Consider the following 17,710-nt stretch of genomic DNA (forward strand, 5'->3'; position numbering starts at 1 on the left):
ATTTATCGTCAAAGAGTAACCCTAATTGAACCTATTATTGATTGAAGATCACAAAGACATTGCGGCTGTTATTTTTGAATATTTTGAAATTAAGGGGTACGAACTAGATTACGCCAATAACGGTGTACAAGGTTACGATCTAGCCTGCCAAAACCATTATGACCTGATTATCTTAGATATTATGTTACCGCGAATGAATGGGCTTAGTGTGTGCCAAAAGCTGAGAGAGCAAGGCATTACAACACCTATTATCATGCTCACCGCACGAGACACACGAGAAGATATGCTCGTTGGTTTTGATCAAGGTGCAGATGACTATCTTGTTAAACCCTTTGATTTGGAAATTCTAGAAGCCCGAATTACAGCCCTATGTCGTCGTCAGAAAGGCATGATAGCCACTAAAAAATTAGAGTTTGAAGAGCTAACGCTGCATATAAATAACCATACTGTAGAAAGAAATGGCTGCCGTTTTCCTCTCAACCCGACTCTATTTAACCTGCTTAAAATACTCATGTTAAGAGCACCTGATGTTGTCAGTAAAGATGAGATTTCTGCCCTCATTTGGCAAGAAAATGAGCCTAAAAAAGACATACTACGAAGCCATGTGTATCAACTTAGAAGCTTGATAGATAAGCCTTTTAATCACGCTTATATCAAAACTGTGCCAAAGCTTGGCTATCAACTTATCGCCAGTGCTAACTAGGTAATTTTATTTTGAATTTTAATAACATACGCTCAGCTAAACAGCTTACCTTTGTTTATTTTGCTGGGCTGGCGTTTGCTATCATAGTATTTCACTTCTCACTGTTTAACTCGACCTTGGAAGACTTAGAAGTTCTCAATGCTAAAAATCGCTTAAACAAAGATTTACAGCTAGCTCTACCAGCGCTACACCTAGGAACAAAAAGCTTAACCGTTTCGCCTTACAGCTCAGTGTTTGTTGGCATTGATTCGCTACCTGAAAATGTGGGGTTACTTAATTCACTTGAATTTGAAACTCTGCATGAAATTGATGACTACAACTCTCAGTATTACGACTTTTTTATTATGAAAACAAAACGTCAAATAATGGGTGTAATGCAAGATATTTACCTGCTCCATTACGACGATGTCTATGAGTTAAGCGAAGAACAGATGTTTCAAACTCAGTATAAGCAAATGCTATTTTCGCTTATTCTCTTGGGCATTAGTTTGTTTATCATTTTGAAGGTGTCTGATCGACTTACGTCCCCCCTATCTAAGCTTTCAAAAGAATTAAAACAGCGTTCGGTTAACCATTTTGAGCCCTTAAGCTTACCTGACGGCGGCGCCACTAAAGAGATCTGGCAATTAACTAGCCGAATCAATGAATACCAAGAAAAGATCAAATTATTAGTGGAAAGAGAAAGAGCATTCACCCGTTATGCAAGCCATGAATTACGCAGCCCACTAATGGTAATGAAAGGTGCTATTTCTTTATTAGGGCATTCTAGCGAGCCTGATTTTGTTGAGCGCCAAAGATTAAGATTAGATACTTCGACTCAAGAAATGGACATCTTCGTCACCACCTTACTTTCGCTTACACGGGAAGAAAAAATCGAAGCACCAAAAGCTTACGAACTCAGCAAGAAGTGTATCGAATCCATAATCAAGACCCATCAGCATTTCCTAGAAGATAAGTTAGTAAATTATCAGGTTCAGAGCCAATCCCCCTGTATGATCAAGGTGCCAGAAAGTATTATTCAAATCCTTGTAGGCAATATGATTAAAAATGCCTTCTCTTGCACTTTTGAGGGCAGTGTCACCATAATATTGGATAAAAGTGGCATCAAGGTAATAGATACAGGCATAGGGCTCAAAGATAAACCAGAGCAGGCCGATGGCTTTGGGTTAGGCTTGTTAATCGTTAAAGATATTTGCCAGAAATACGATTGGCACTTTAGCTTGATAGACAATTCAGATAAAGGCTGTACCGCCAGCATAGATTTTGTATAAAAAGATGCCGCGCTGTTAAGTCATATGGCCAGCGCTAATACTAAAAACCTTTTAGAGCCGCTTCGCGAGAATTTTTACGTGAAAGAGACTGGGCAAGAATTGCCCGTTTCTGAATCTGTGTTGCTCTATTCCATAACAGTATTTCGGTAAGAGATCGAAAACAGCCTAAACAAATTTCCGCGTTATCTAAACAACAATTACGTACACAAGGCGAAGGAATATCATCAACTAGATCACCCTCTTTCTTTACGTCTAAATGGTCAGACATAAACACCTCCTTTACACTTTTACAACTATCGATAAAGTCTAGTCAGCAACTAGGCATACGTCATTAAGTGAATGAAGTACCGTTAACAGTCAAATAGTAGCCTGATAAATAAATACCCACGCCTTCTTATTCTATATGGCGAATCCTCGAACTTAATTTCACCCATATCAGAAATTAACATTTAGAATTAAAGTTTAAGCTTCTCTTAAGAAATGATTTGTATCTTTAAACTTGAAGATTTCATAAACATCATTATCGACTGAGGATTAGATTATGTTAAAAAAACTAACCGCTTTTGGACTATCACTTTCTTGTCTTGTAGGGGCTAACCTTGCTCAAGCCGATTGGGAGCTTGACAATGAAAAAAGCCAATTAAGCTTTGTTTCTATAAAAAATGACAATATTGCTGAAGCACATCACTTTACTCAACTTAATGGACAGCTATCTGAGCAAGGAGAGCTTAATATTGAGATTGATTTAACTTCAGCTGAAACCATGATCCCTATTCGCAACGAACGGCTGACTAAATTTGTATTTGAAGCTATCGACTACCCTAATGCCATACTGACTGCCAATTTAAGTGAGCACATTTCTAATATTGATGAAGAAGGTGTTCACATTATAAAAGGCATTGATGCAGAGCTAGATTTCCATGGCAATAAAAAGGCCATAAAAGTAGACGTTTTAGTCACTAGCACTGAAGAAGATGTTTTAACCGTTTCTTCACTACAACCCGTGATTATCAACAGCAAGGATTTTGCTGTAACGAAAGGTATTAAAAAGCTACAGGAACTTGCTAAGTTGCCTTCTATTGCTACAGCCGTTCCTGTTAGTTTTACACTTACCTTTTCCGAAGATTAAATTAGCTGAAAAGACAGGATTAAACTCATAGACAATAGGCGGCTCTCGTTTTAGAGACTGCCTTTTTTATGTCTTTATCCATAAATTGAGTCATAAAACCTTCTCATAACACTGCTCTAGCTGCATTTTCCCCCAGAGTTCATGCTCAATCTCCTGGGTGATGCTAAAGCCATACTTTAAGTAAATAGCAGTAGACGCCTCTAGACCTTTTACTGTCCAGAGCACCACTTTTTGATATTCTTGCTCTACACAAAAAGATAAGGCTTTATCCATCAATTGCTTACCAAGCCCTTTTCCTCGTGCTTCAGGCTTTATCGAGAACCAACGTAGTTGTGCTTGAGAGTTAGATAACTCACAAATACAAATAAAGCCCAACAACCTACCATCTAGTTTCGCTAGCCAAATACGCTCTCTAGGGCTTTTTCGTTTCACAAATTGCGCAAGAGGCTCGGCGACATAAGCTTCAAATGAAGCATCATAGCCATACTCTTTGCTATATAAAATACCGTGCTGTTTTACTATTTCGCCTAAATCACCAACCTCTAAGGTATTACTAATCTGCATTCCCTACTCCTTGAACTGCATAGGAAGTTATGAACAAGAATATAAATTTTCGTAAAGCGATGTCTATGGTTTAACAAAAAAGGATTTTACCTATTTCCATTTTTCAGAATGTTGGAAATTAAATATTTCAGTTAAATAGAACCCCTTTTAGATACCATCGAGTAACCCCATTATTTTTATCATTAATGGACCTATGAAAATATTATGTAAAACTCTGAAAAGAAAGCTTTTTTACTCGTTATAAACCCTGTATCTTCCTGCACGTTAAAAAGACAAAGGATTAGTCATTAAAATGGAAAAAACATGTATTGTTACAGGCGGTAGTTCAGGGATAGGTCTTAGTGTTGTTAAGCTTTTTTTAGCCAACAACTATCAAGTGTTCAATCTTGATATACAACCCAGTGAATTTGGACATTTCTGTCCATGCAACATCACCAACCTAGATCAAATTAATAACATCATTGATGACATCACCCAGCATCACAATGTTGATACTTTGGTATCGAATGCTGGCATACATTTCTCAGCAACCATTGAAAACACCAGTGAAGATGAGCTTGATAAGATTTTTAGCATCAATGTAAAAGGTGCATATGCTGCGATGAAAGCAGTTATCCCAAATATGAAATCGAATCAATCTGGTAATATTATTTTAATCTCCTCAGAGCAAGCTTTAGTCGGTAAGCCTAACTCTTTCGCTTACAGCTTAACGAAAACGGCACTTGCCTCTATGGCTAAGACGACAGCACTTGATTACGCTGGCTTTAATATTAGAGCCAATGCTGTTTGCCCAGGTACGATTGAAACACCTCTTTATCACAAAGCAATCGATAACTACTGTGAAAGATCTGGTGCAAATAAAGAAGAGATTCACCAAGAAGAAGCCAGATTGCAACCTTTAGGCCGTTTAGGCCAGCCAGAAGAAGTTGCAGAGCTCGTCTTGTTCTTAGCCTCAGATAAAGCAAGGTTTATCACAGGCAGCCTACAAGTAATCGATGGCGGTTACACCACGCAATAAACTAATTAATACCTGATTTCCTAAACTGATTGAGCGAATGAAATGAAGCAAATTATTGACCCTCATTTACATTTTTTTGAACTAACCCAAGGCCATTATCAATGGCTAAAGGAAGAAAAAGCACCCTTTTGGCCAGATAAAGCCAAACTGCGTCATAACTTTCACGAAAAGTCTCTCTTGCTTGATCAAGATGCTAAATTAGCTGGCTTTGTACATATAGAAGCTGGCTTTGATAATGCAAAACCTTGGCAAGAAATTGAGTGGTTAGAATCTAGTTGCTCCCTCCCCTTTAAAACGGTTGCAGGTATTGACTTAACGCTTGAACAAGATGCCTTTATTGATCAAGTTAAACGGCTAAAAGGTTATCAATCGGTAGTGGGTTGTCGGCATATTCTAGATGACGAAGCCTTTGAGCTACTTTCTCAAAAAAGTGTGCAAGACAACCTAACCTATCTTGCCGATAGCCAATTAAGCTTTGACCTACAAATGTCACTCGGTGACAAAAATGCCATTGGCTTATTACTAGATTTACTGAAAGATTTACCCACATTAAGAATGATCATCAATCATGCAGGCTGGCCACCATTAGATATTAAGGATGGAGATAAACATGAAAGTGCTTTGCTTTGGCAAGAGTGGCAGGTAAACCTCACGGCTTTAAGTAAGTTCAAGCAGTGCGCAATTAAATGTTCAGGCTGGGAAATGGCAGAAAGGAAGTATAAACAATCATGGCAACACAAAGTCATCCGTGAATGTTTAACAGCATTTGGAGATAAACGAGTCATGCTAGCGAGTAATTTCCCTCTCACTTTACTATCTCAAGAGTATAAAAGTTTATGGCAGGACTACTTCAAGCTCGAATCAAAACTTAAGTTAACCCATGATCAAATTATTGCATTAACCTCAGAAAATACTACTTATTGGTACAGGTTAAAAAGTTAGTTATTCATTCAAAAACATAAATACTTTTTTTCATTTGCTATCTTCCTTTAAAGCAATTTAAGACGCCTACCCTTGCTGCCTCTCGTCATAAGACTTACGTGCCTGATTAATCGCTTGGTGATTAGTATCCGCCCAAGAAACCAATTGATACAAGGGCTTAACTAATTCGCGCCCCATTAGTGTAAGCTCATATTCAACCCTAACGGGTACTTCTGGAAAGACGGTACGGTTAACATAACCATCACGCTCTAAATCTCGCAATGTTTGCGTCAACATACGTTGTGAAATGCCTTCTATTCTTGATTTAAGCGAGTTAAACCTATCTGAACCATCAACTAAAGCAAATAAAATTAACGCCGACCATTTGTCACCGATCTGAGCAACAACATTACGAATTGGACACTCTTCATTGTTATAAAATACGCGTTTTTCAGCTTTGTTATCTGCCATAAGCTCTCTCTAATTCCTTCAGAAGTTACCAAAATGTGACTTAGGGACATTATAGTGCCTTATTGTTATTCAACATTCAATACCATACCCTAGTATACATTAGTAACCAATACTGTATTTCTTTGGAGAGTTCCATGTTAAAAATCACCGTCTTTTTAAGCCTTTTATTAATCGCGAGCGTTACTCTGGCAGATAGCTCAAACCAGAATTCAGACACGCTCGTGATAGATTTTAAATCTTTGCAAAAAGAGAATTGGACCAATGAAGAGCGCCAAAACGCAAAGCTTGTCACAGATTTTGTTCAAAACTTAATGAACAATCATGATTTTGACTATGTGTTAAAAAACTATAACGACAGTGCCTATGTACAGCACAACAGAAATCTTCCAGATAAGGTGCAAGGCTTAGTAGGTTTTCTAAAAGATTTTGTAGAAGATTACCCAGATTACACCTATGACGTTAAACACATCTATGTTGACGGTAATTACGTTATCTTCCACTCACATGCCACGCTAGAAAAAGAAGATAGAGGCAATGATCAAAAAGGAATGAATATCATAGACACTTGGCGTCTTGATCAAGGCAGAATTGTCGAGCATTGGGACTCAATTCAAGCCCTTGATAGCTTTATGCGCTTATACGCATTAATGGTAGGCGGCAATATCGAGAACACTAACGGGGTATTTTAATTGAACCTAACCTCTACTTAGCTTCGTGAAGGTTCATGTTTTTCATACATGGGGAGATCTGCATCTAGTTCTTCCCAATTTGCTTTTGAAGTAATGAAATTATGAGAGATAGGTCGTTCTTCAATATCCGTATCAAACACACCTAAGCGGATTCTTAGCTTGTCAGGGTTAGTCGCATTGGCACTATAAATCGGTGTGCCACAGATCGAGCAAAAATACTTCCGCTTACCTTTGCTAGCTTCATAATAAGTGAGGCTAGATTTAGTATCGCTTAATTCAAGATCTGAGGCATTGATAAAGCCATTCGTTGCGAACGCACTACCACTCGCCTTACGACACAGGGAGCAATGACAGTAAATAGGATCTATCACCCCACCTTTTAACTCAAATTGAATAGAACCACACAAGCAGCTGCCTTTGTACATCTAACCTTCCTAAATGATTAAAACAAAAGTTCAAATAAGCTGTTAACGACTGACTAATAAACAGCCGACCGAATCAAATACCAAATACCCTCTTTTTTTATAAATACCTATTTCGATCACCGCATCTCGCCTTTCATACACACCTTTCCAAACTGATCTAAACACCTCTAATTCATCGAAAGTTTAAGTCCGTAGTGAACTTAAAAATTCATAACCAAGATTTATACCATTATCTTGGTGCATGCACTCAATATCCTTATGAAACCGCTCTTGGCTAAAGCCTGCGATGCGATCTTTCTCATAACGTTTGATATAAAGCTCAAAATCTTTTGTATCATCGGCTTTTAGCATTTCTCTAAGGTATTCTTCTGCGATTTTTAACTCTTCTTTATATTGAGTCATTTTTACCCCTTGGTAAGTCCTTTTAATTTAAGATTAGAGTAACACCGAGAAAGATAAAACGAGTCTAAATAATAATGAATAGTTATTTAATTTGGATAAAATACCAGAAAAATCTCTTCTATTTTTTACCGAGTTTACAAGATGTATAAACACTTATTAGTGATTACTTTACTGTGCCCAAGCTTAGCTCTCGCTAATAGTGATCCGTGTAAAGTTATGGAAACGACGCTTGATCAAGTAAAAACAGCTCATAAAAACAATACAACTCTCACAAAAGTATTACCTTTAGTCGGACAATACAAAGGGATTGTAAAGCAATCTTGGCAATGGCTTGAAAAAGGTGATGATCAATACAATGTTTGGCGCATTGGGCAAAAAGCTGGCTGCGAATCGCTTAATCAAGGCGCCTACTATTATGCAAGATGATTTTTAGACATTAGCACTATTTCTGAAAAATTAATTTATACAGGCTTTACTTTATTAACGAGCATATCTAAATATTTCGAAAATCGCTTTAGTCTTGTTTCAGGCTTCTTCGCTGACGTTAGCCCAAGAGCAATCACATAGCGGCTGGATTTAGTTAAAGTTTCATAAAATGCCTTTGCTTCAGGTTTATCTTTTAGTGCTTCGATGAAATCTTTTGGTACTTGTATATCACTCACTGTATATGCCGAATCCCATCTTCCATCGGCTTTTGCAGCTCTAAAATGCAGCATGCCAGGTTCTTGCATTCGCCCTTCTTTAATTAGGCGCTCAACGTGCTCAGTATTTCGTTTAGACCAGTTACTATGTGGCTTTCTAGGGGTGATACGTTGTATATAAGCGTCTGAATCAAGCGACTTTTTAACCCCATCAATCCAGCCCCAACACAAACATTCAACGACAAGGTCATTCCAGGTCACACTGGGAACACCCGATCCTTTTTTGTAGATTTTGACTAATAACTCGCTTTGCGTTGCATGGTTAGCTTTTAACCATTGGCAAAGAGTCTCTGAGTTCTCAAAAGCCACCATGTTAGATGAAGAAGGTTTTGCCATGACGCTCTCTTTCCTTAAGGCGATTCAAGCCAACTAATTTACCGATACCGACATAATAAATTAACCGTCTTTATATAGCATTCCCATACTTAGCTTTTGGTTTAAAAACCCAGTACTTAGCCGCAATAAAATTAACCAACATCCCTGCAATTACGCCAGGAACAAGTGCAAAGTAAGGCCATATAGAAATAAGCAATGAAGCTTCAACAAATGCAGGTAAGAGAGAGGCAGGCAAGAATGTTTGTAAATTATCTTCTTGCCCAAATTGCATCATTAGGTAGTAGATTCCCATATTGGGAACAAAGGCTATTAAGGAAGTAATAGCGAATAAAAACCATTGCTTAAGCTTATCAGCCTCGTTACTTTCATCTGTTATATTTGTAGCAAAGGTGAAGTATCGATTCAGATACCAGTTTGATGTCACTGCACACCAAAAAGCAATGGCTCTGGCATAAAGTGGCGGCATAATAAGCGAAAGCAAAGCATAGACACTTAGGTCAACAATAAAACCTAAACCGCCAACAAGAGCAAACCGAAAAAAGGAAGACATGTGAAAACGCCAAAACAATCTGAAAAACGGAAGCCTAAATGACGCGTTGTCAAAAAAGCATTAAGTAAGCGCCTGTGACTAAACCATTTATTAAGATTAAGCACCTAAGTCTTCAGACAATATGTTTTCTAGTATGCTCTCCCACCATCCGTGAATACACACTGCCCACCCATTAAACACCTTGTTGCTCCTTATACCCATAGCTAAATTGACCATTTTAAAGAGCGCTTAAATGGTTTTTTTAATGCTTTAACATTATCCAAAGGATATTTTAGGCATTGGCGCTCTGAAACCAAGCTTAACTTCATCACAACACAAACCAAATTCCCAGATTGAGTCAGCTTTCTCAGTTGAATCAAACCTAATGATGTCCCAAGGGAGGTTGAGATACGAAGTTACACCCATTTCACCACTGTCTCCTTCGATATAAATGATGTTCACGTTTTCAAAGGTTGCGACAGCTTCATTCTCAAGGTTATCCCAAGGCGCCACTATCAATGTAAGCTCACTTTCTGAAACAGATAGCGCCTTGAGAGCGTGAGTTCCCAAAGAGCGAAATAGCAAATCAGATATTTTTCGACTCATATTTACCTCTGAGAATTTGGCGATTAAAACTATAGCGCATATTTGCAACCTGAAGTGAGTGTCTTATTTAAGCGACTATTTAACTTGTCATTTGGAAAAACAAGACAACTGCTACTGACTATATTAAATTCTAAAACAGTCACAGGGGAAGCTAAATAAGAAGATAAAGGCGTTATTGATAGGCCTTTAGATAGGGTAAGAAGCGCCCTATCTATTGGACGCTCTCTATTAGATGATATATAAGCATCATCAATCATGACTTACACACTGACCCACAGCCCATAGGGAGAGATAAGCGAGCCAGTCCTACTTAATTTTTGAATATAACAACACTAAAAGTCATTTTATAAATGAACATTTATACATTCTTACCACAGCATTTTTTATACTTGCGACCATTACCACAAATACAAGGATCATTTCGCCCAACTTTTGGTGTCGCTCTCATAACAGGGGATTGTGGCGGTGGACAACAACTTGTATTCGTACAAGTTGATTTTTCTGATTCAAAAGACGTATCCGGTAAATTATTACTTCTATCACCCATATTAACGACAAACTCTCTTATAAAATTTAAAAAGTGAATGCAATTATAAACATAACACTTAGGTTAACGAAAATATTTTTCACAGAAAAAGGTTTCTAACAGCCGATTTTTTAAAGGTGTTTTATTTAATTTGATAGTTATAAAAATTAAGGTTTTATTGATAGGTATTTATATTAGAAAATAAATACCCTATCTATAAGATAATATAGAAGCACAACTCATTCAGTTGTGCTTCTCGGCAGATAAACATTAAGTTAGTTTAGGAAGCCTAACTAAATTCGACTTGATAATCGCTCTAACACTTTGATCGCGGCGTTGATAAACGTAGACTAATAACTCAACCGCAGCTAGCACAACAATGGTGTAACCTAATAGTTCAGTACCCTCTTCCACCATGTTTTTTACTACACGCATATAGGCATCATCCATCACAGCTTGCCACAGAGAGCCTCTACCCATTAGGCGAGAGAAAGCAATAATAATCACAATTCCTGCGGACATAAAACCAAAGCTTGCCGTCGTAGCGTATTCTTTTAGAGAAGCATACGCTTGGCCAAATTTACCTTTTAGTGATAATAAAACCGTTAAGATAATGGCCGTTACAATGATTTGCCAAGCGCCATCAAATGCATACTCATCCAGAAATGCATCCGCCTCACGTACAAACATCATAGACATCAAAGCACCAAGTAAAATACCCGCATAGCGGAACTTAACACTCAAGTAAGCACTGATGAAAAACAAGATAGCACTGAACCCTGCAAACGCATCTTGAAGCGTTTCCGTCAGTGAGTCTTCCGAATACTGGGCATTCGGCCCTAACTCAAACCCCTCAAGGGAAATGACTTGAGCAACCCCTACAATAAAAAAAAGATAAATTAATCCACGAAGCAAGAACATATATATTCCTCAAAATTTTAAAAAGTCCATTTTTCAATGCCAACACTCCCCATGAGTTAATGAGCTCGTTCTTTGTATAAAACGCGATATTTAAGACAGACATCATTGCACTAGAGCAAATGCCCCTAAGATTAGATTCTTAAAGTGTCTAATGTCAGAAAATCAAAAAGATAGAAGTGAAAAACTAGGTATCGTTACCACAGTAAGTTCGTCGTCCTTGCTCCACAACAAGGTTCTTTTTTCTTAGTCATCTCAAATCACGAATTTCAAAACGCCCTTGCCAAATGACTTTAGCAAGCACTCATTGCCCAGCATTGATATCCGTATCTAACGCAGCCCCTAACACAGTTTTCTTAACAAATTATTAAGGAATCATTAAAGACCGCCATTCTATGAGATAGGATTTAAAGTTTCACCTAGGTAAAACCTACTTCCTTAGTTTTTGACGGATTTTTTAAAATAAGAATATTTTATGAACTAAAGTGCATTTTTATTGAGAAATGAGTTTAGGACCAATAGGGGATTTACAGTGACTAAATAAGAATAAATAGATAAGCATATTAAAGTTTTTATGTATTTAAATTAACCAACCTACCTTAATTAGGTTTATTACCTTTATAAAAATGACACTTCACCTTAGAATAAATCTTATATATGATTAAAAACATAAATAAGAAAAAAGGCTTATTTCTATGCCCTATACAAAAGAACACAAAAATAAAACGCGAGAAAACATTCTTGATAACTCATTCAGTCTATTTGCAACAAAAGGCTTTGAAGGTGTAACAATCGACGATCTAATGAGCAACTGCGGACTTACTCGAGGCGCTTTTTATGCCCACTTTACCAGTAAAGCAGAACTTTACCGTGAGGCATTAAAATTTAGAGCAAGCAAGACTAAAATTGCCAGCCCTAAGCCAGAGGGAACATCAAATAAACAGTGGCTGTCATTACTGTTAGATAAATACCTAAGTTTGGAACACGTTCAAGGAGAGAGCTCTTTATCTTGTCCCTTAGCCTTCTTGGCCACAGATATCAATATGCAGGATAAAACAATTAAAACAGCCTATGCCGACGTTTACAATGGCATGAATACAGCCGTTATGGAGCATGCCAGTAGTTATATTAACTGTGACGAAGAAGATATTTTATCAGTAACAGCAATGATGATTGGCTCAGTCGCGATAGCCAGAACGCTTCAAGATCAAGTCGCGATTGAGAGTTTACTCTCTGCTTGTAGACGAGAAGCAGGTGTAAAATTGGGTGGCATATAAGCGCCCAAATAAGTCGCTAACAAGACAACCTTAGAACATACCAAACATCCTAATGAGAACCCTGAGAATAAGAATGACGAAAACGCTTTCCACAATTCTGATTGCTTTATTATCGCTTTCAGTAACAGCCAATGAAAACTTTGATACTGAGCGAGACAAGGTTATTAATGAATTGCAGACAATGCTTGAGGCGGCGGATAGATACGAGCAAGATACAGGGCACGTGCTTCCCATTACGTCAGATACGAATGTTGAATATGGTTATCTTGCAATCGACTATCTCATTGAAGACCCAGGAACAAAAGGCTGGAACGGCCCATACCTACCATACAATAACGATTGGTTCGGGTTTGAACAGTATGTGAGCCATCCCGATTACACTGCAGCTCAATTACTTGTAAAAGAAGATACCGAATGGAGCAAAGGCAGTACACCAGAAGGCTGCAATGCAAACTCAACTTCGTGCAAAATTGCTGCCTGTATATGGAGAGTGCCTGAAGAAGTAGCCAAAGGCATTAATGAAAAAATTGATGGTGTTAGCAACGAAGCTAATATCGACTCAAAAGGCGTGGTGAGATACAACGGCGGACGCTTTGTATGGATAGTTTGCATGACAGGGAATGAATACAAGTTACCTTAGCAACTTGTAGCCTTGGGAAAAGTGATAGGGCTCATACATCAACTTTGTTAAGCGACCTTGCTAAAAACTTAGCTCTCCAAAAATATAACTTTAGAGGGCTTCTTTGCTGGTGAGAAGCTCATAAAAAATTAGAATGAATGTCTCAATAAAATCAGTTAATAAAGTCAGGCAATACAACCTCTTTTAATTTTTGCAGCACATGGGACAACGAAGGATAAACTTCATGCCCAAGGGCGATAATTTCGTCTGAAGGCTTAACAAGATCAGGTACTTGGTAAGTTTCCATATTTGCTGCGACCGCAGCCTTGGCTCCATTATTTGAATCTTCAAATGCAAGACAACGAGAAGGTTTAATCGCTAACCGATCTGCAGCTAATAGGTAGATTTCAGGGTCAGGTTTGCCATGTTTAACTTCACAACCGGTTGTGATCGTTGAAAAATAATAATCAAGTTTGGCTAAGCGAAGTTTAGTTAAGGCAACTTCTTTATTAGAAGAAGTCGCGACAGCTAACGCAATTTTGTGATGTTTAAACCATTCAAGTAGCTCAATAACACCCTCTTTAACAGGGATAGCTTGATGCATCACTATCGCTTTATAGCGCTCTTTCCACTCATTATGTAGCGCAGGGTAATCAAGTCCTGCCCCATAACCATCGCGTAGTATTTTCTCAATACCTGCTGAATTACAGCCAATAATAGATAAATAGACATCTTCCAGAAAAGGAACGTTTTGTGCCGCACATGCCTGCTTAAACACCCTCATACATACTCGCTCTGTATCGAGTAGCAAACCATCCATATCAAAAATAGCAGCGTCAAAATTCATTTTTATCTAGGTCTATCATCAAAAATTAAAGGCGCCATTCTCGCATAGATATCGTAAAACATCTTGCTCAGACAGAAGTAATTAAATGATAAAAGGTTTTATTTGAAGAGTGACTTCTCTGTTTTAATTAGGTTAACTCAAATCATATTAAGTATTTACTTATAAGTTACCAAACCAGCACCCAAGATAACCATTACTGCACCCACAAACTTTGCGACTGATACTGTTGATATAGGTGTTCCGAAAAAACCAAACTGACTGAAAACCATCCCCGCAATAACCTGACCTGAAACCAATAAAACAAAAAAGGCATTTAGACCAATTCGAGGAATTAAATAAGACGAACCAAGCACCATTATCGCACTCATAACGCCAGCACTTAGCAACCAGATAGGAAGTGAAGAAATACCAGAAAAATCTCTTTCTCTGCTTCCGGTTAGAACAGCAATACCAATAGATGATAAAAGCGCAACACCAAAAAATGGAACGTTAGCAAGCGGTGCCGAATTTAATATCTTCGCGGTTTGAGTAATCATTGGCAAATAAATAGAAACTAGCCCCCCCATTAACAAAGCAAATATGATAAGCAATATCGACATTTTATCTTAATCCTCTTGGTAAATTGTTGTACCTTCGGCAATTGGTGCTTACCGTAAAGTTACACAATTATTTTCTAACATCGTCTCTCATCAAATTATCGAAGTCAGAACCAAGGCATCAGATGTCTAACTTGATTAGGGCTATTTTTAACCCCACATCATCTGCCTTGCTATGTAGTGTCCAACTCTTAAAGCGGGTTGAACTTTATAACTAGAGTATTTTTAGGATTTTAGACAACATAAAGCAAAAGCTCTCTGGACTGTCTTCTTGCGTGAAGTGCCCAGCATCCTGAAGCAGCAAAACATCAGCATTTGGAAAGTGTCTACACCATCTATCTATGTTATCCTTCGTCGCCACAGCCTTGTCTTTCATGCCAAAAATAATATGTGCGGGCTTATCCGCTAAGGTTGTCAACCTCTCTTCAATATTCTGTACCCACTCTTCGGCCCCAACAATTTGCTCAGGAAATACAGCTGTACCTCTGCGAGATTCCGGTGTAGGGAAAGCAAGAGCATAGGCGTCTGTGATAGCCTTATTACTGCCAGAGACAGTATTGATATTGGAAGGCATTAGAGCCCCAGCAAAAAAATTTAAATCGATTATTTTTTGCTGCATATCTGGAGTGCTCATCATTATAGAGAAATCTCTTAAGCTTCCTTCTGGTTTCCATGCCCAAGTATTGCTAATTACCAAACCAAGGATACTATCTGGATGGTTTGTCGCGATATTAAGCCCAGTTGGGCCTCCCCAATCCTGAACAACAAGAATAAACTTATCCAATTTAAGGTGTTCGAATATCAATGACTCTACCCACTCAGAGTGCTCTTTCGGTGTAAACCCGAAGTTATGTGGCGTATCTGAGAACCCAAAACCAGGCAAATCATAAGCAATAACTCTGGCTTTTTTAGACATCTCTTTAATGATATTCCTGTTCAGGAAAGACCAGTCTGGGTTCCCATGTGTCAACACAATAGGTACACCGTCACCTTCATCGACGTAATGCATAGAAACACCATCACGCTCATACCAATGACTCTCAAATGGATACTCATCCTTATCAACGATAAAAGGCCTCTGTTTCAAATTAGACTTCTCAGCATTATTAAGTGTCGGGTCTGGTTGAACAGGGTAAATCACTTGTTTATTTTCAGACGATTCAATCATTTTTCTTAGTCTCTAAAGAGTGAGAAAGTTCTTGAGCAAATTCCGCGAATGTACGAGGCTTACGACCTATCACTTCTTCAACTGTATTTGTTACCAACCCATAATCTCCCTTTGTAAACCAGGTAATCATTTCCCCTAATTTTTCAGATAACCAATCGCCTAAACCAACTTGCTTTAAAGCTCCGATAAGAGCAGATTCAGGAATATCTATATAGGTAATTTCTCTACCACTTGCAATGCTCAGTAGCTTTGCATGTTCTGAAGATGTCAGCGCTTCAGAGCCAGTGATATGATGAGTTCTACCTTCGTGTCCATTTTCCGTTAAAGCTGCTGTTGCTACAGCAGCGACATCGTTGATATCTACCAGACTGAGAGCAGTATCGCCTAATGAAGAATAAAAGCGGCCCTCTGCGTTTAGGCTAGGAAGGTTACTGTAGAAATTTTGAAAAAAAGTATTTGGTTGAATCAATGTGTAATCTAAACCAGATTGCTTCACTAGGTTATCTGTATATGCGTGATCTCTAATCACTTCAGAGCTCGCATCAGAACTCGCTTTTAAGCCCGATTGTTTTACTATATGGCTCACCCCAGCTTCTTTTGCAGCTTGAATGATGTTTTTTACCCAATCTATCGAGGAATGATCAATAGGGGTTAACAAGTAAACTTTTCGAATTCCTTTTAACGCCGCAACCAACGACGGAACATCATTGAAATCACCAGTACGCAGTTGTCCGTCTTCCAAACTAAGTTTCGCTGTATCTGCGCCAACTTTGGTCATTACACTAAAATCTGCTTGCTTTTCTTTTAACTGGTTAACAATTATTGACCCAGTATTACCAGTAGCACCCATTACTAAAATTGTCATAATAAAAAAACTCTTGTGTTTATGATTAGATGACGAGCTCTGCAGCTCGTGTACAAAAACAACTATAGATTAAACCGAAAAACAGAAGTACCATTTATCTTGAATAACATAATCCCATATAGTGGGATTATGTTATATAATCAATTTTTAGGAGATGATGATGAAATACACCAATGAATTAATTGCCTTCATAGAAGTAGCACGTCTTGGTAGTTTTGCTGAGGCTGCTCGTTCACTCAATCTACCCACAACAACTATTAGCCGAAAGATTCAATTACTAGAGACTGAGCTAGATGTCCGATTATTTAATCGAACAACTAGATCACTTTCTCTTAGCGAGGTTGGGGAACGTTTGTTACCAAGAGCAAGATCGGTAATTGATACGGTCAGTGAGTTGAAGGAAGAAGCAACTTTTCACAAAGCAAACCCTGTAGGGACCCTAAACATCTCTGCACCAGCAACTATCTTTTATTTACTATCACCGTTGTTTTCAGAGTTTTTAACCAAATTTCCAAGTATTAATCTAGAATTTGACTCTTCCAGCCGAACCAAGGATTTAACAGCTGAACGAGCTGATTTCGCCCTTCGCCTTGGACCTCTTAACGACTCCTCTCTAATTGCGCTACCCTTATCTCGATTAGACTATGCACTTGTTGCCTGCAAACAGTTAGTTGATAGCTTTCCAGCAACCAAAAAACCTACAGACTTTCTTAAGTGGCCATGCATCATAAATCATAATGATGGTTTGATACTGCCATGGCGCTTTACTTTTGAAGGAGAGCATATTGATCTAGATATGAAGCATACTCTCATGTGCGATGACATGTTCATATCAGTACAGATGGCATTACAAGGAGCCGGTATCGCATATCTTCCAAGAGGATTAGTTCATCAGGATATTGATCAGGGGAGACTTCTAAACTTACACAGAAATTGGATACCATCAGGAAGAGATTTGTATCTGGTTTACACTGACAAACAGCACTTATCTTCAAAATCTAAAGAGTTTATTCGCTTTATCAAAAACAAACGCAGAGACATTGGAGCGTTATTGAGAGGACACTCTGAGTAAATTAGCAATACCCACTAACCAGAAGCTAGCAGGCATTACAATGAATAAGTTAGCTTA

At 38.2% G+C, this 17,710-nt stretch carries 25 protein-coding genes; 10 read left to right on the top strand and 15 right to left on the bottom strand.

Annotation, left to right across the window (positions count from 1 at the left end; genetic code table 11):
• The first annotated feature begins 25 nt into the window (after positions 1–25).
• Together OA91_RS22720 and OA91_RS22725 are read left to right on the top strand one after the other, a co-directional pair.
• The gene (locus OA91_RS22720; RefSeq protein WP_063339943.1) at positions 26–703 is read left to right on the top strand and encodes a response regulator transcription factor; all 678 of its coding nucleotides are present in this window, start codon (positions 26–28) and stop codon (positions 701–703) included.
• Between the two features lie 11 nt (positions 704–714).
• The gene (locus tag OA91_RS22725; RefSeq protein WP_063339944.1) at positions 715–1,974 is read left to right on the top strand and encodes a sensor histidine kinase; all 1,260 of its coding nucleotides are present in this window, start codon (positions 715–717) and stop codon (positions 1,972–1,974) included.
• Positions 1,975–2,014: 40 nt separating this feature from the next.
• On the opposite strand, the gene OA91_RS22730 is transcribed toward OA91_RS22725, so the two are convergent.
• Positions 2,015–2,242: a DUF1289 domain-containing protein gene (locus OA91_RS22730; RefSeq protein WP_046019471.1), complete on the bottom strand. Its 228-nt coding sequence runs from the start codon at positions 2,240–2,242 to the stop codon at positions 2,015–2,017.
• Between the two features lie 273 nt (positions 2,243–2,515).
• Between OA91_RS22730 and OA91_RS22735 the strand changes: the two genes are divergently transcribed.
• A complete protein-coding gene (locus OA91_RS22735; protein WP_063339945.1) occupies positions 2,516–3,103 on the top strand; it encodes a YceI family protein in 588 nt (195 codons plus the stop codon).
• A gap of 90 nt (positions 3,104–3,193) precedes the next feature.
• Here OA91_RS22735 and OA91_RS22740 read toward each other — a convergent pair whose 3' ends face one another.
• A complete protein-coding gene (locus OA91_RS22740; protein ID WP_063339946.1) occupies positions 3,194–3,667 on the bottom strand; it encodes a GNAT family N-acetyltransferase in 474 nt (157 codons plus the stop codon).
• 292 nt (positions 3,668–3,959) lie between these two features.
• On the opposite strand from OA91_RS22740, the gene OA91_RS22745 reads away from it, so the two are divergent.
• Both OA91_RS22745 and OA91_RS22750 read left to right on the top strand, forming a co-directional pair.
• On the top strand, positions 3,960–4,685 hold the full coding sequence (locus OA91_RS22745) for an SDR family NAD(P)-dependent oxidoreductase (protein WP_063339947.1): 726 nt from the start codon (positions 3,960–3,962) through the stop codon (positions 4,683–4,685).
• 42 nt (positions 4,686–4,727) lie between these two features.
• Complete coding sequence (locus tag OA91_RS22750) at positions 4,728–5,627, top strand: amidohydrolase family protein (RefSeq protein ID WP_063339948.1); 900 nt, start codon at positions 4,728–4,730, stop codon at positions 5,625–5,627.
• Positions 5,628–5,693: 66 nt separating this feature from the next.
• On the opposite strand, the gene OA91_RS22755 is transcribed toward OA91_RS22750, so the two are convergent.
• Complete coding sequence (locus tag OA91_RS22755) at positions 5,694–6,077, bottom strand: winged helix-turn-helix transcriptional regulator (protein WP_063339949.1); 384 nt, start codon at positions 6,075–6,077, stop codon at positions 5,694–5,696.
• Positions 6,078–6,211: 134 nt separating this feature from the next.
• Here OA91_RS22755 and OA91_RS22760 point away from each other — a divergent pair, with 134 nt between their 5' ends.
• Positions 6,212–6,766, top strand: a complete 555-nt coding sequence (locus tag OA91_RS22760; protein ID WP_063339950.1) for a nuclear transport factor 2 family protein — start codon at positions 6,212–6,214, stop codon at positions 6,764–6,766.
• Positions 6,767–6,783: 17 nt separating this feature from the next.
• Here the strand turns inward: OA91_RS22760 and OA91_RS22765 are convergent, their stop codons facing one another.
• The 3 genes from OA91_RS22765 to OA91_RS22770 are packed head-to-tail and all read right to left on the bottom strand — an operon-like array spanning position 6,784 to position 7,593.
• Positions 6,784–7,191 carry a GFA family protein gene (locus OA91_RS22765; protein WP_063339951.1) on the bottom strand — a complete coding sequence of 136 codons (408 nt, stop codon included), beginning with the start codon at positions 7,189–7,191 and terminating at the stop codon, positions 6,784–6,786.
• Positions 7,192–7,233: 42 nt separating this feature from the next.
• Positions 7,234–7,356 (bottom strand): hypothetical protein, encoded by a 123-nt coding sequence (locus OA91_RS24775; RefSeq protein WP_269447930.1) that lies wholly within the window; start codon positions 7,354–7,356, stop codon positions 7,234–7,236.
• Positions 7,357–7,374: 18 nt separating this feature from the next.
• On the bottom strand, positions 7,375–7,593 hold the full coding sequence (locus OA91_RS22770; protein WP_063339952.1) for a hypothetical protein: 219 nt from the start codon (positions 7,591–7,593) through the stop codon (positions 7,375–7,377).
• A 141-nt stretch (positions 7,594–7,734) separates the two neighbouring features.
• Between OA91_RS22770 and OA91_RS22775 the strand changes: the two genes are divergently transcribed.
• A complete protein-coding gene (locus OA91_RS22775) occupies positions 7,735–8,019 on the top strand; it encodes a hypothetical protein (RefSeq protein ID WP_063339953.1) in 285 nt (94 codons plus the stop codon).
• A gap of 35 nt (positions 8,020–8,054) precedes the next feature.
• Here the strand turns inward: OA91_RS22775 and OA91_RS22780 are convergent, their stop codons facing one another.
• The 5 genes from OA91_RS22780 to OA91_RS22795 all read right to left on the bottom strand — a co-directional run bounded on the left by OA91_RS22780 (position 8,055) and on the right by OA91_RS22795 (position 11,212).
• Positions 8,055–8,630 carry a YdeI/OmpD-associated family protein gene (locus OA91_RS22780; protein WP_063339954.1) on the bottom strand — a complete coding sequence of 192 codons (576 nt, stop codon included), beginning with the start codon at positions 8,628–8,630 and terminating at the stop codon, positions 8,055–8,057.
• Between the two features lie 70 nt (positions 8,631–8,700).
• The gene (locus OA91_RS22785; protein ID WP_063339955.1) at positions 8,701–9,180 is read right to left on the bottom strand and encodes a GtrA family protein; all 480 of its coding nucleotides are present in this window, start codon (positions 9,178–9,180) and stop codon (positions 8,701–8,703) included.
• Positions 9,181–9,435: 255 nt separating this feature from the next.
• Positions 9,436–9,765, bottom strand: coding sequence for a hypothetical protein (locus OA91_RS22790; protein ID WP_063339956.1), 330 nt, complete (start codon positions 9,763–9,765; stop codon positions 9,436–9,438).
• A gap of 358 nt (positions 9,766–10,123) precedes the next feature.
• The gene (locus OA91_RS24875; protein ID WP_082828086.1) at positions 10,124–10,312 is read right to left on the bottom strand and encodes an SEC-C metal-binding domain-containing protein; all 189 of its coding nucleotides are present in this window, start codon (positions 10,310–10,312) and stop codon (positions 10,124–10,126) included.
• A gap of 249 nt (positions 10,313–10,561) precedes the next feature.
• Positions 10,562–11,212, bottom strand: a complete 651-nt coding sequence (locus OA91_RS22795) for a hypothetical protein (RefSeq protein ID WP_063339957.1) — start codon at positions 11,210–11,212, stop codon at positions 10,562–10,564.
• A 692-nt stretch (positions 11,213–11,904) separates the two neighbouring features.
• Between OA91_RS22795 and OA91_RS22800 the strand changes: the two genes are divergently transcribed.
• Both OA91_RS22800 and OA91_RS22805 read left to right on the top strand, forming a co-directional pair.
• Positions 11,905–12,486, top strand: a complete 582-nt coding sequence (locus tag OA91_RS22800; RefSeq protein WP_063339958.1) for a TetR/AcrR family transcriptional regulator — start codon at positions 11,905–11,907, stop codon at positions 12,484–12,486.
• A gap of 73 nt (positions 12,487–12,559) precedes the next feature.
• On the top strand, positions 12,560–13,126 hold the full coding sequence (locus tag OA91_RS22805) for a hypothetical protein (protein ID WP_063339959.1): 567 nt from the start codon (positions 12,560–12,562) through the stop codon (positions 13,124–13,126).
• Between the two features lie 151 nt (positions 13,127–13,277).
• Here the strand turns inward: OA91_RS22805 and OA91_RS22810 are convergent, their stop codons facing one another.
• From OA91_RS22810 to OA91_RS22825, 4 genes are all read right to left on the bottom strand, one after another.
• Positions 13,278–13,952, bottom strand: coding sequence for an HAD family hydrolase (locus OA91_RS22810; RefSeq protein WP_063339960.1), 675 nt, complete (start codon positions 13,950–13,952; stop codon positions 13,278–13,280).
• Between the two features lie 155 nt (positions 13,953–14,107).
• The gene (locus tag OA91_RS22815) at positions 14,108–14,551 is read right to left on the bottom strand and encodes a DMT family transporter (protein ID WP_063339961.1); all 444 of its coding nucleotides are present in this window, start codon (positions 14,549–14,551) and stop codon (positions 14,108–14,110) included.
• A 211-nt stretch (positions 14,552–14,762) separates the two neighbouring features.
• Positions 14,763–15,716 carry an alpha/beta fold hydrolase gene (locus tag OA91_RS22820; RefSeq protein WP_082828087.1) on the bottom strand — a complete coding sequence of 318 codons (954 nt, stop codon included), beginning with the start codon at positions 15,714–15,716 and terminating at the stop codon, positions 14,763–14,765.
• Positions 15,709–16,581: an SDR family oxidoreductase gene (locus tag OA91_RS22825; protein ID WP_063339962.1), complete on the bottom strand. Its 873-nt coding sequence runs from the start codon at positions 16,579–16,581 to the stop codon at positions 15,709–15,711. Before OA91_RS22825 ends, OA91_RS22820 begins: the two co-directional genes overlap by 8 nt.
• A gap of 160 nt (positions 16,582–16,741) precedes the next feature.
• Between OA91_RS22825 and OA91_RS22830 the strand changes: the two genes are divergently transcribed.
• Positions 16,742–17,653 carry a LysR family transcriptional regulator gene (locus tag OA91_RS22830; protein ID WP_063339963.1) on the top strand — a complete coding sequence of 304 codons (912 nt, stop codon included), beginning with the start codon at positions 16,742–16,744 and terminating at the stop codon, positions 17,651–17,653.
• The last annotated feature ends 57 nt before the right edge of the window (positions 17,654–17,710 follow it).

It is taken from the genome of Marinomonas sp. SBI8L, assembly GCF_001624705.1.
Classification (GTDB): Bacteria; Pseudomonadota; Gammaproteobacteria; order Pseudomonadales; family Marinomonadaceae; genus Marinomonas.

Excerpts from the sequence above, each read along its gene's own strand:
- OA91_RS22730 (WP_046019471.1), bottom strand. The coding sequence starts at position 2,242 with ATGTCTGACCATTTAGACGTAAAGAAAGAGGGTGATCTAGTTGATGAT.
- OA91_RS22735 (WP_063339945.1), top strand. The coding sequence starts at position 2,516 with ATGTTAAAAAAACTAACCGCTTTTGGACTATCACTTTCTTGTCTTGTA.
- OA91_RS22740 (WP_063339946.1), bottom strand. The coding sequence starts at position 3,667 with ATGCAGATTAGTAATACCTTAGAGGTTGGTGATTTAGGCGAAATAGTA.
- OA91_RS22745 (WP_063339947.1), top strand. The coding sequence starts at position 3,960 with ATGGAAAAAACATGTATTGTTACAGGCGGTAGTTCAGGGATAGGTCTT.
- OA91_RS22750 (WP_063339948.1), top strand. The coding sequence starts at position 4,728 with ATGAAGCAAATTATTGACCCTCATTTACATTTTTTTGAACTAACCCAA.
- OA91_RS22755 (WP_063339949.1), bottom strand. The coding sequence starts at position 6,077 with ATGGCAGATAACAAAGCTGAAAAACGCGTATTTTATAACAATGAAGAG.
- OA91_RS22760 (WP_063339950.1), top strand. The coding sequence starts at position 6,212 with ATGTTAAAAATCACCGTCTTTTTAAGCCTTTTATTAATCGCGAGCGTT.
- OA91_RS22765 (WP_063339951.1), bottom strand. The coding sequence starts at position 7,191 with ATGTACAAAGGCAGCTGCTTGTGTGGTTCTATTCAATTTGAGTTAAAA.
- OA91_RS22770 (WP_063339952.1), bottom strand. The coding sequence starts at position 7,593 with ATGACTCAATATAAAGAAGAGTTAAAAATCGCAGAAGAATACCTTAGA.
- OA91_RS22775 (WP_063339953.1), top strand. The coding sequence starts at position 7,735 with ATGTATAAACACTTATTAGTGATTACTTTACTGTGCCCAAGCTTAGCT.
- OA91_RS22780 (WP_063339954.1), bottom strand. The coding sequence starts at position 8,630 with ATGGCAAAACCTTCTTCATCTAACATGGTGGCTTTTGAGAACTCAGAG.
- OA91_RS22785 (WP_063339955.1), bottom strand. The coding sequence starts at position 9,180 with ATGTCTTCCTTTTTTCGGTTTGCTCTTGTTGGCGGTTTAGGTTTTATT.
- OA91_RS22790 (WP_063339956.1), bottom strand. The coding sequence starts at position 9,765 with ATGAGTCGAAAAATATCTGATTTGCTATTTCGCTCTTTGGGAACTCAC.
- OA91_RS24875 (WP_082828086.1), bottom strand. The coding sequence starts at position 10,312 with ATGGGTGATAGAAGTAATAATTTACCGGATACGTCTTTTGAATCAGAA.
- OA91_RS22795 (WP_063339957.1), bottom strand. The coding sequence starts at position 11,212 with ATGTTCTTGCTTCGTGGATTAATTTATCTTTTTTTTATTGTAGGGGTT.
- OA91_RS22800 (WP_063339958.1), top strand. The coding sequence starts at position 11,905 with ATGCCCTATACAAAAGAACACAAAAATAAAACGCGAGAAAACATTCTT.
- OA91_RS22805 (WP_063339959.1), top strand. The coding sequence starts at position 12,560 with ATGACGAAAACGCTTTCCACAATTCTGATTGCTTTATTATCGCTTTCA.
- OA91_RS22810 (WP_063339960.1), bottom strand. The coding sequence starts at position 13,952 with ATGAATTTTGACGCTGCTATTTTTGATATGGATGGTTTGCTACTCGAT.
- OA91_RS22815 (WP_063339961.1), bottom strand. The coding sequence starts at position 14,551 with ATGTCGATATTGCTTATCATATTTGCTTTGTTAATGGGGGGGCTAGTT.
- OA91_RS22820 (WP_082828087.1), bottom strand. The coding sequence starts at position 15,716 with ATGATTGAATCGTCTGAAAATAAACAAGTGATTTACCCTGTTCAACCA.
- OA91_RS22825 (WP_063339962.1), bottom strand. The coding sequence starts at position 16,581 with ATGACAATTTTAGTAATGGGTGCTACTGGTAATACTGGGTCAATAATT.
- OA91_RS22830 (WP_063339963.1), top strand. The coding sequence starts at position 16,742 with ATGAAATACACCAATGAATTAATTGCCTTCATAGAAGTAGCACGTCTT.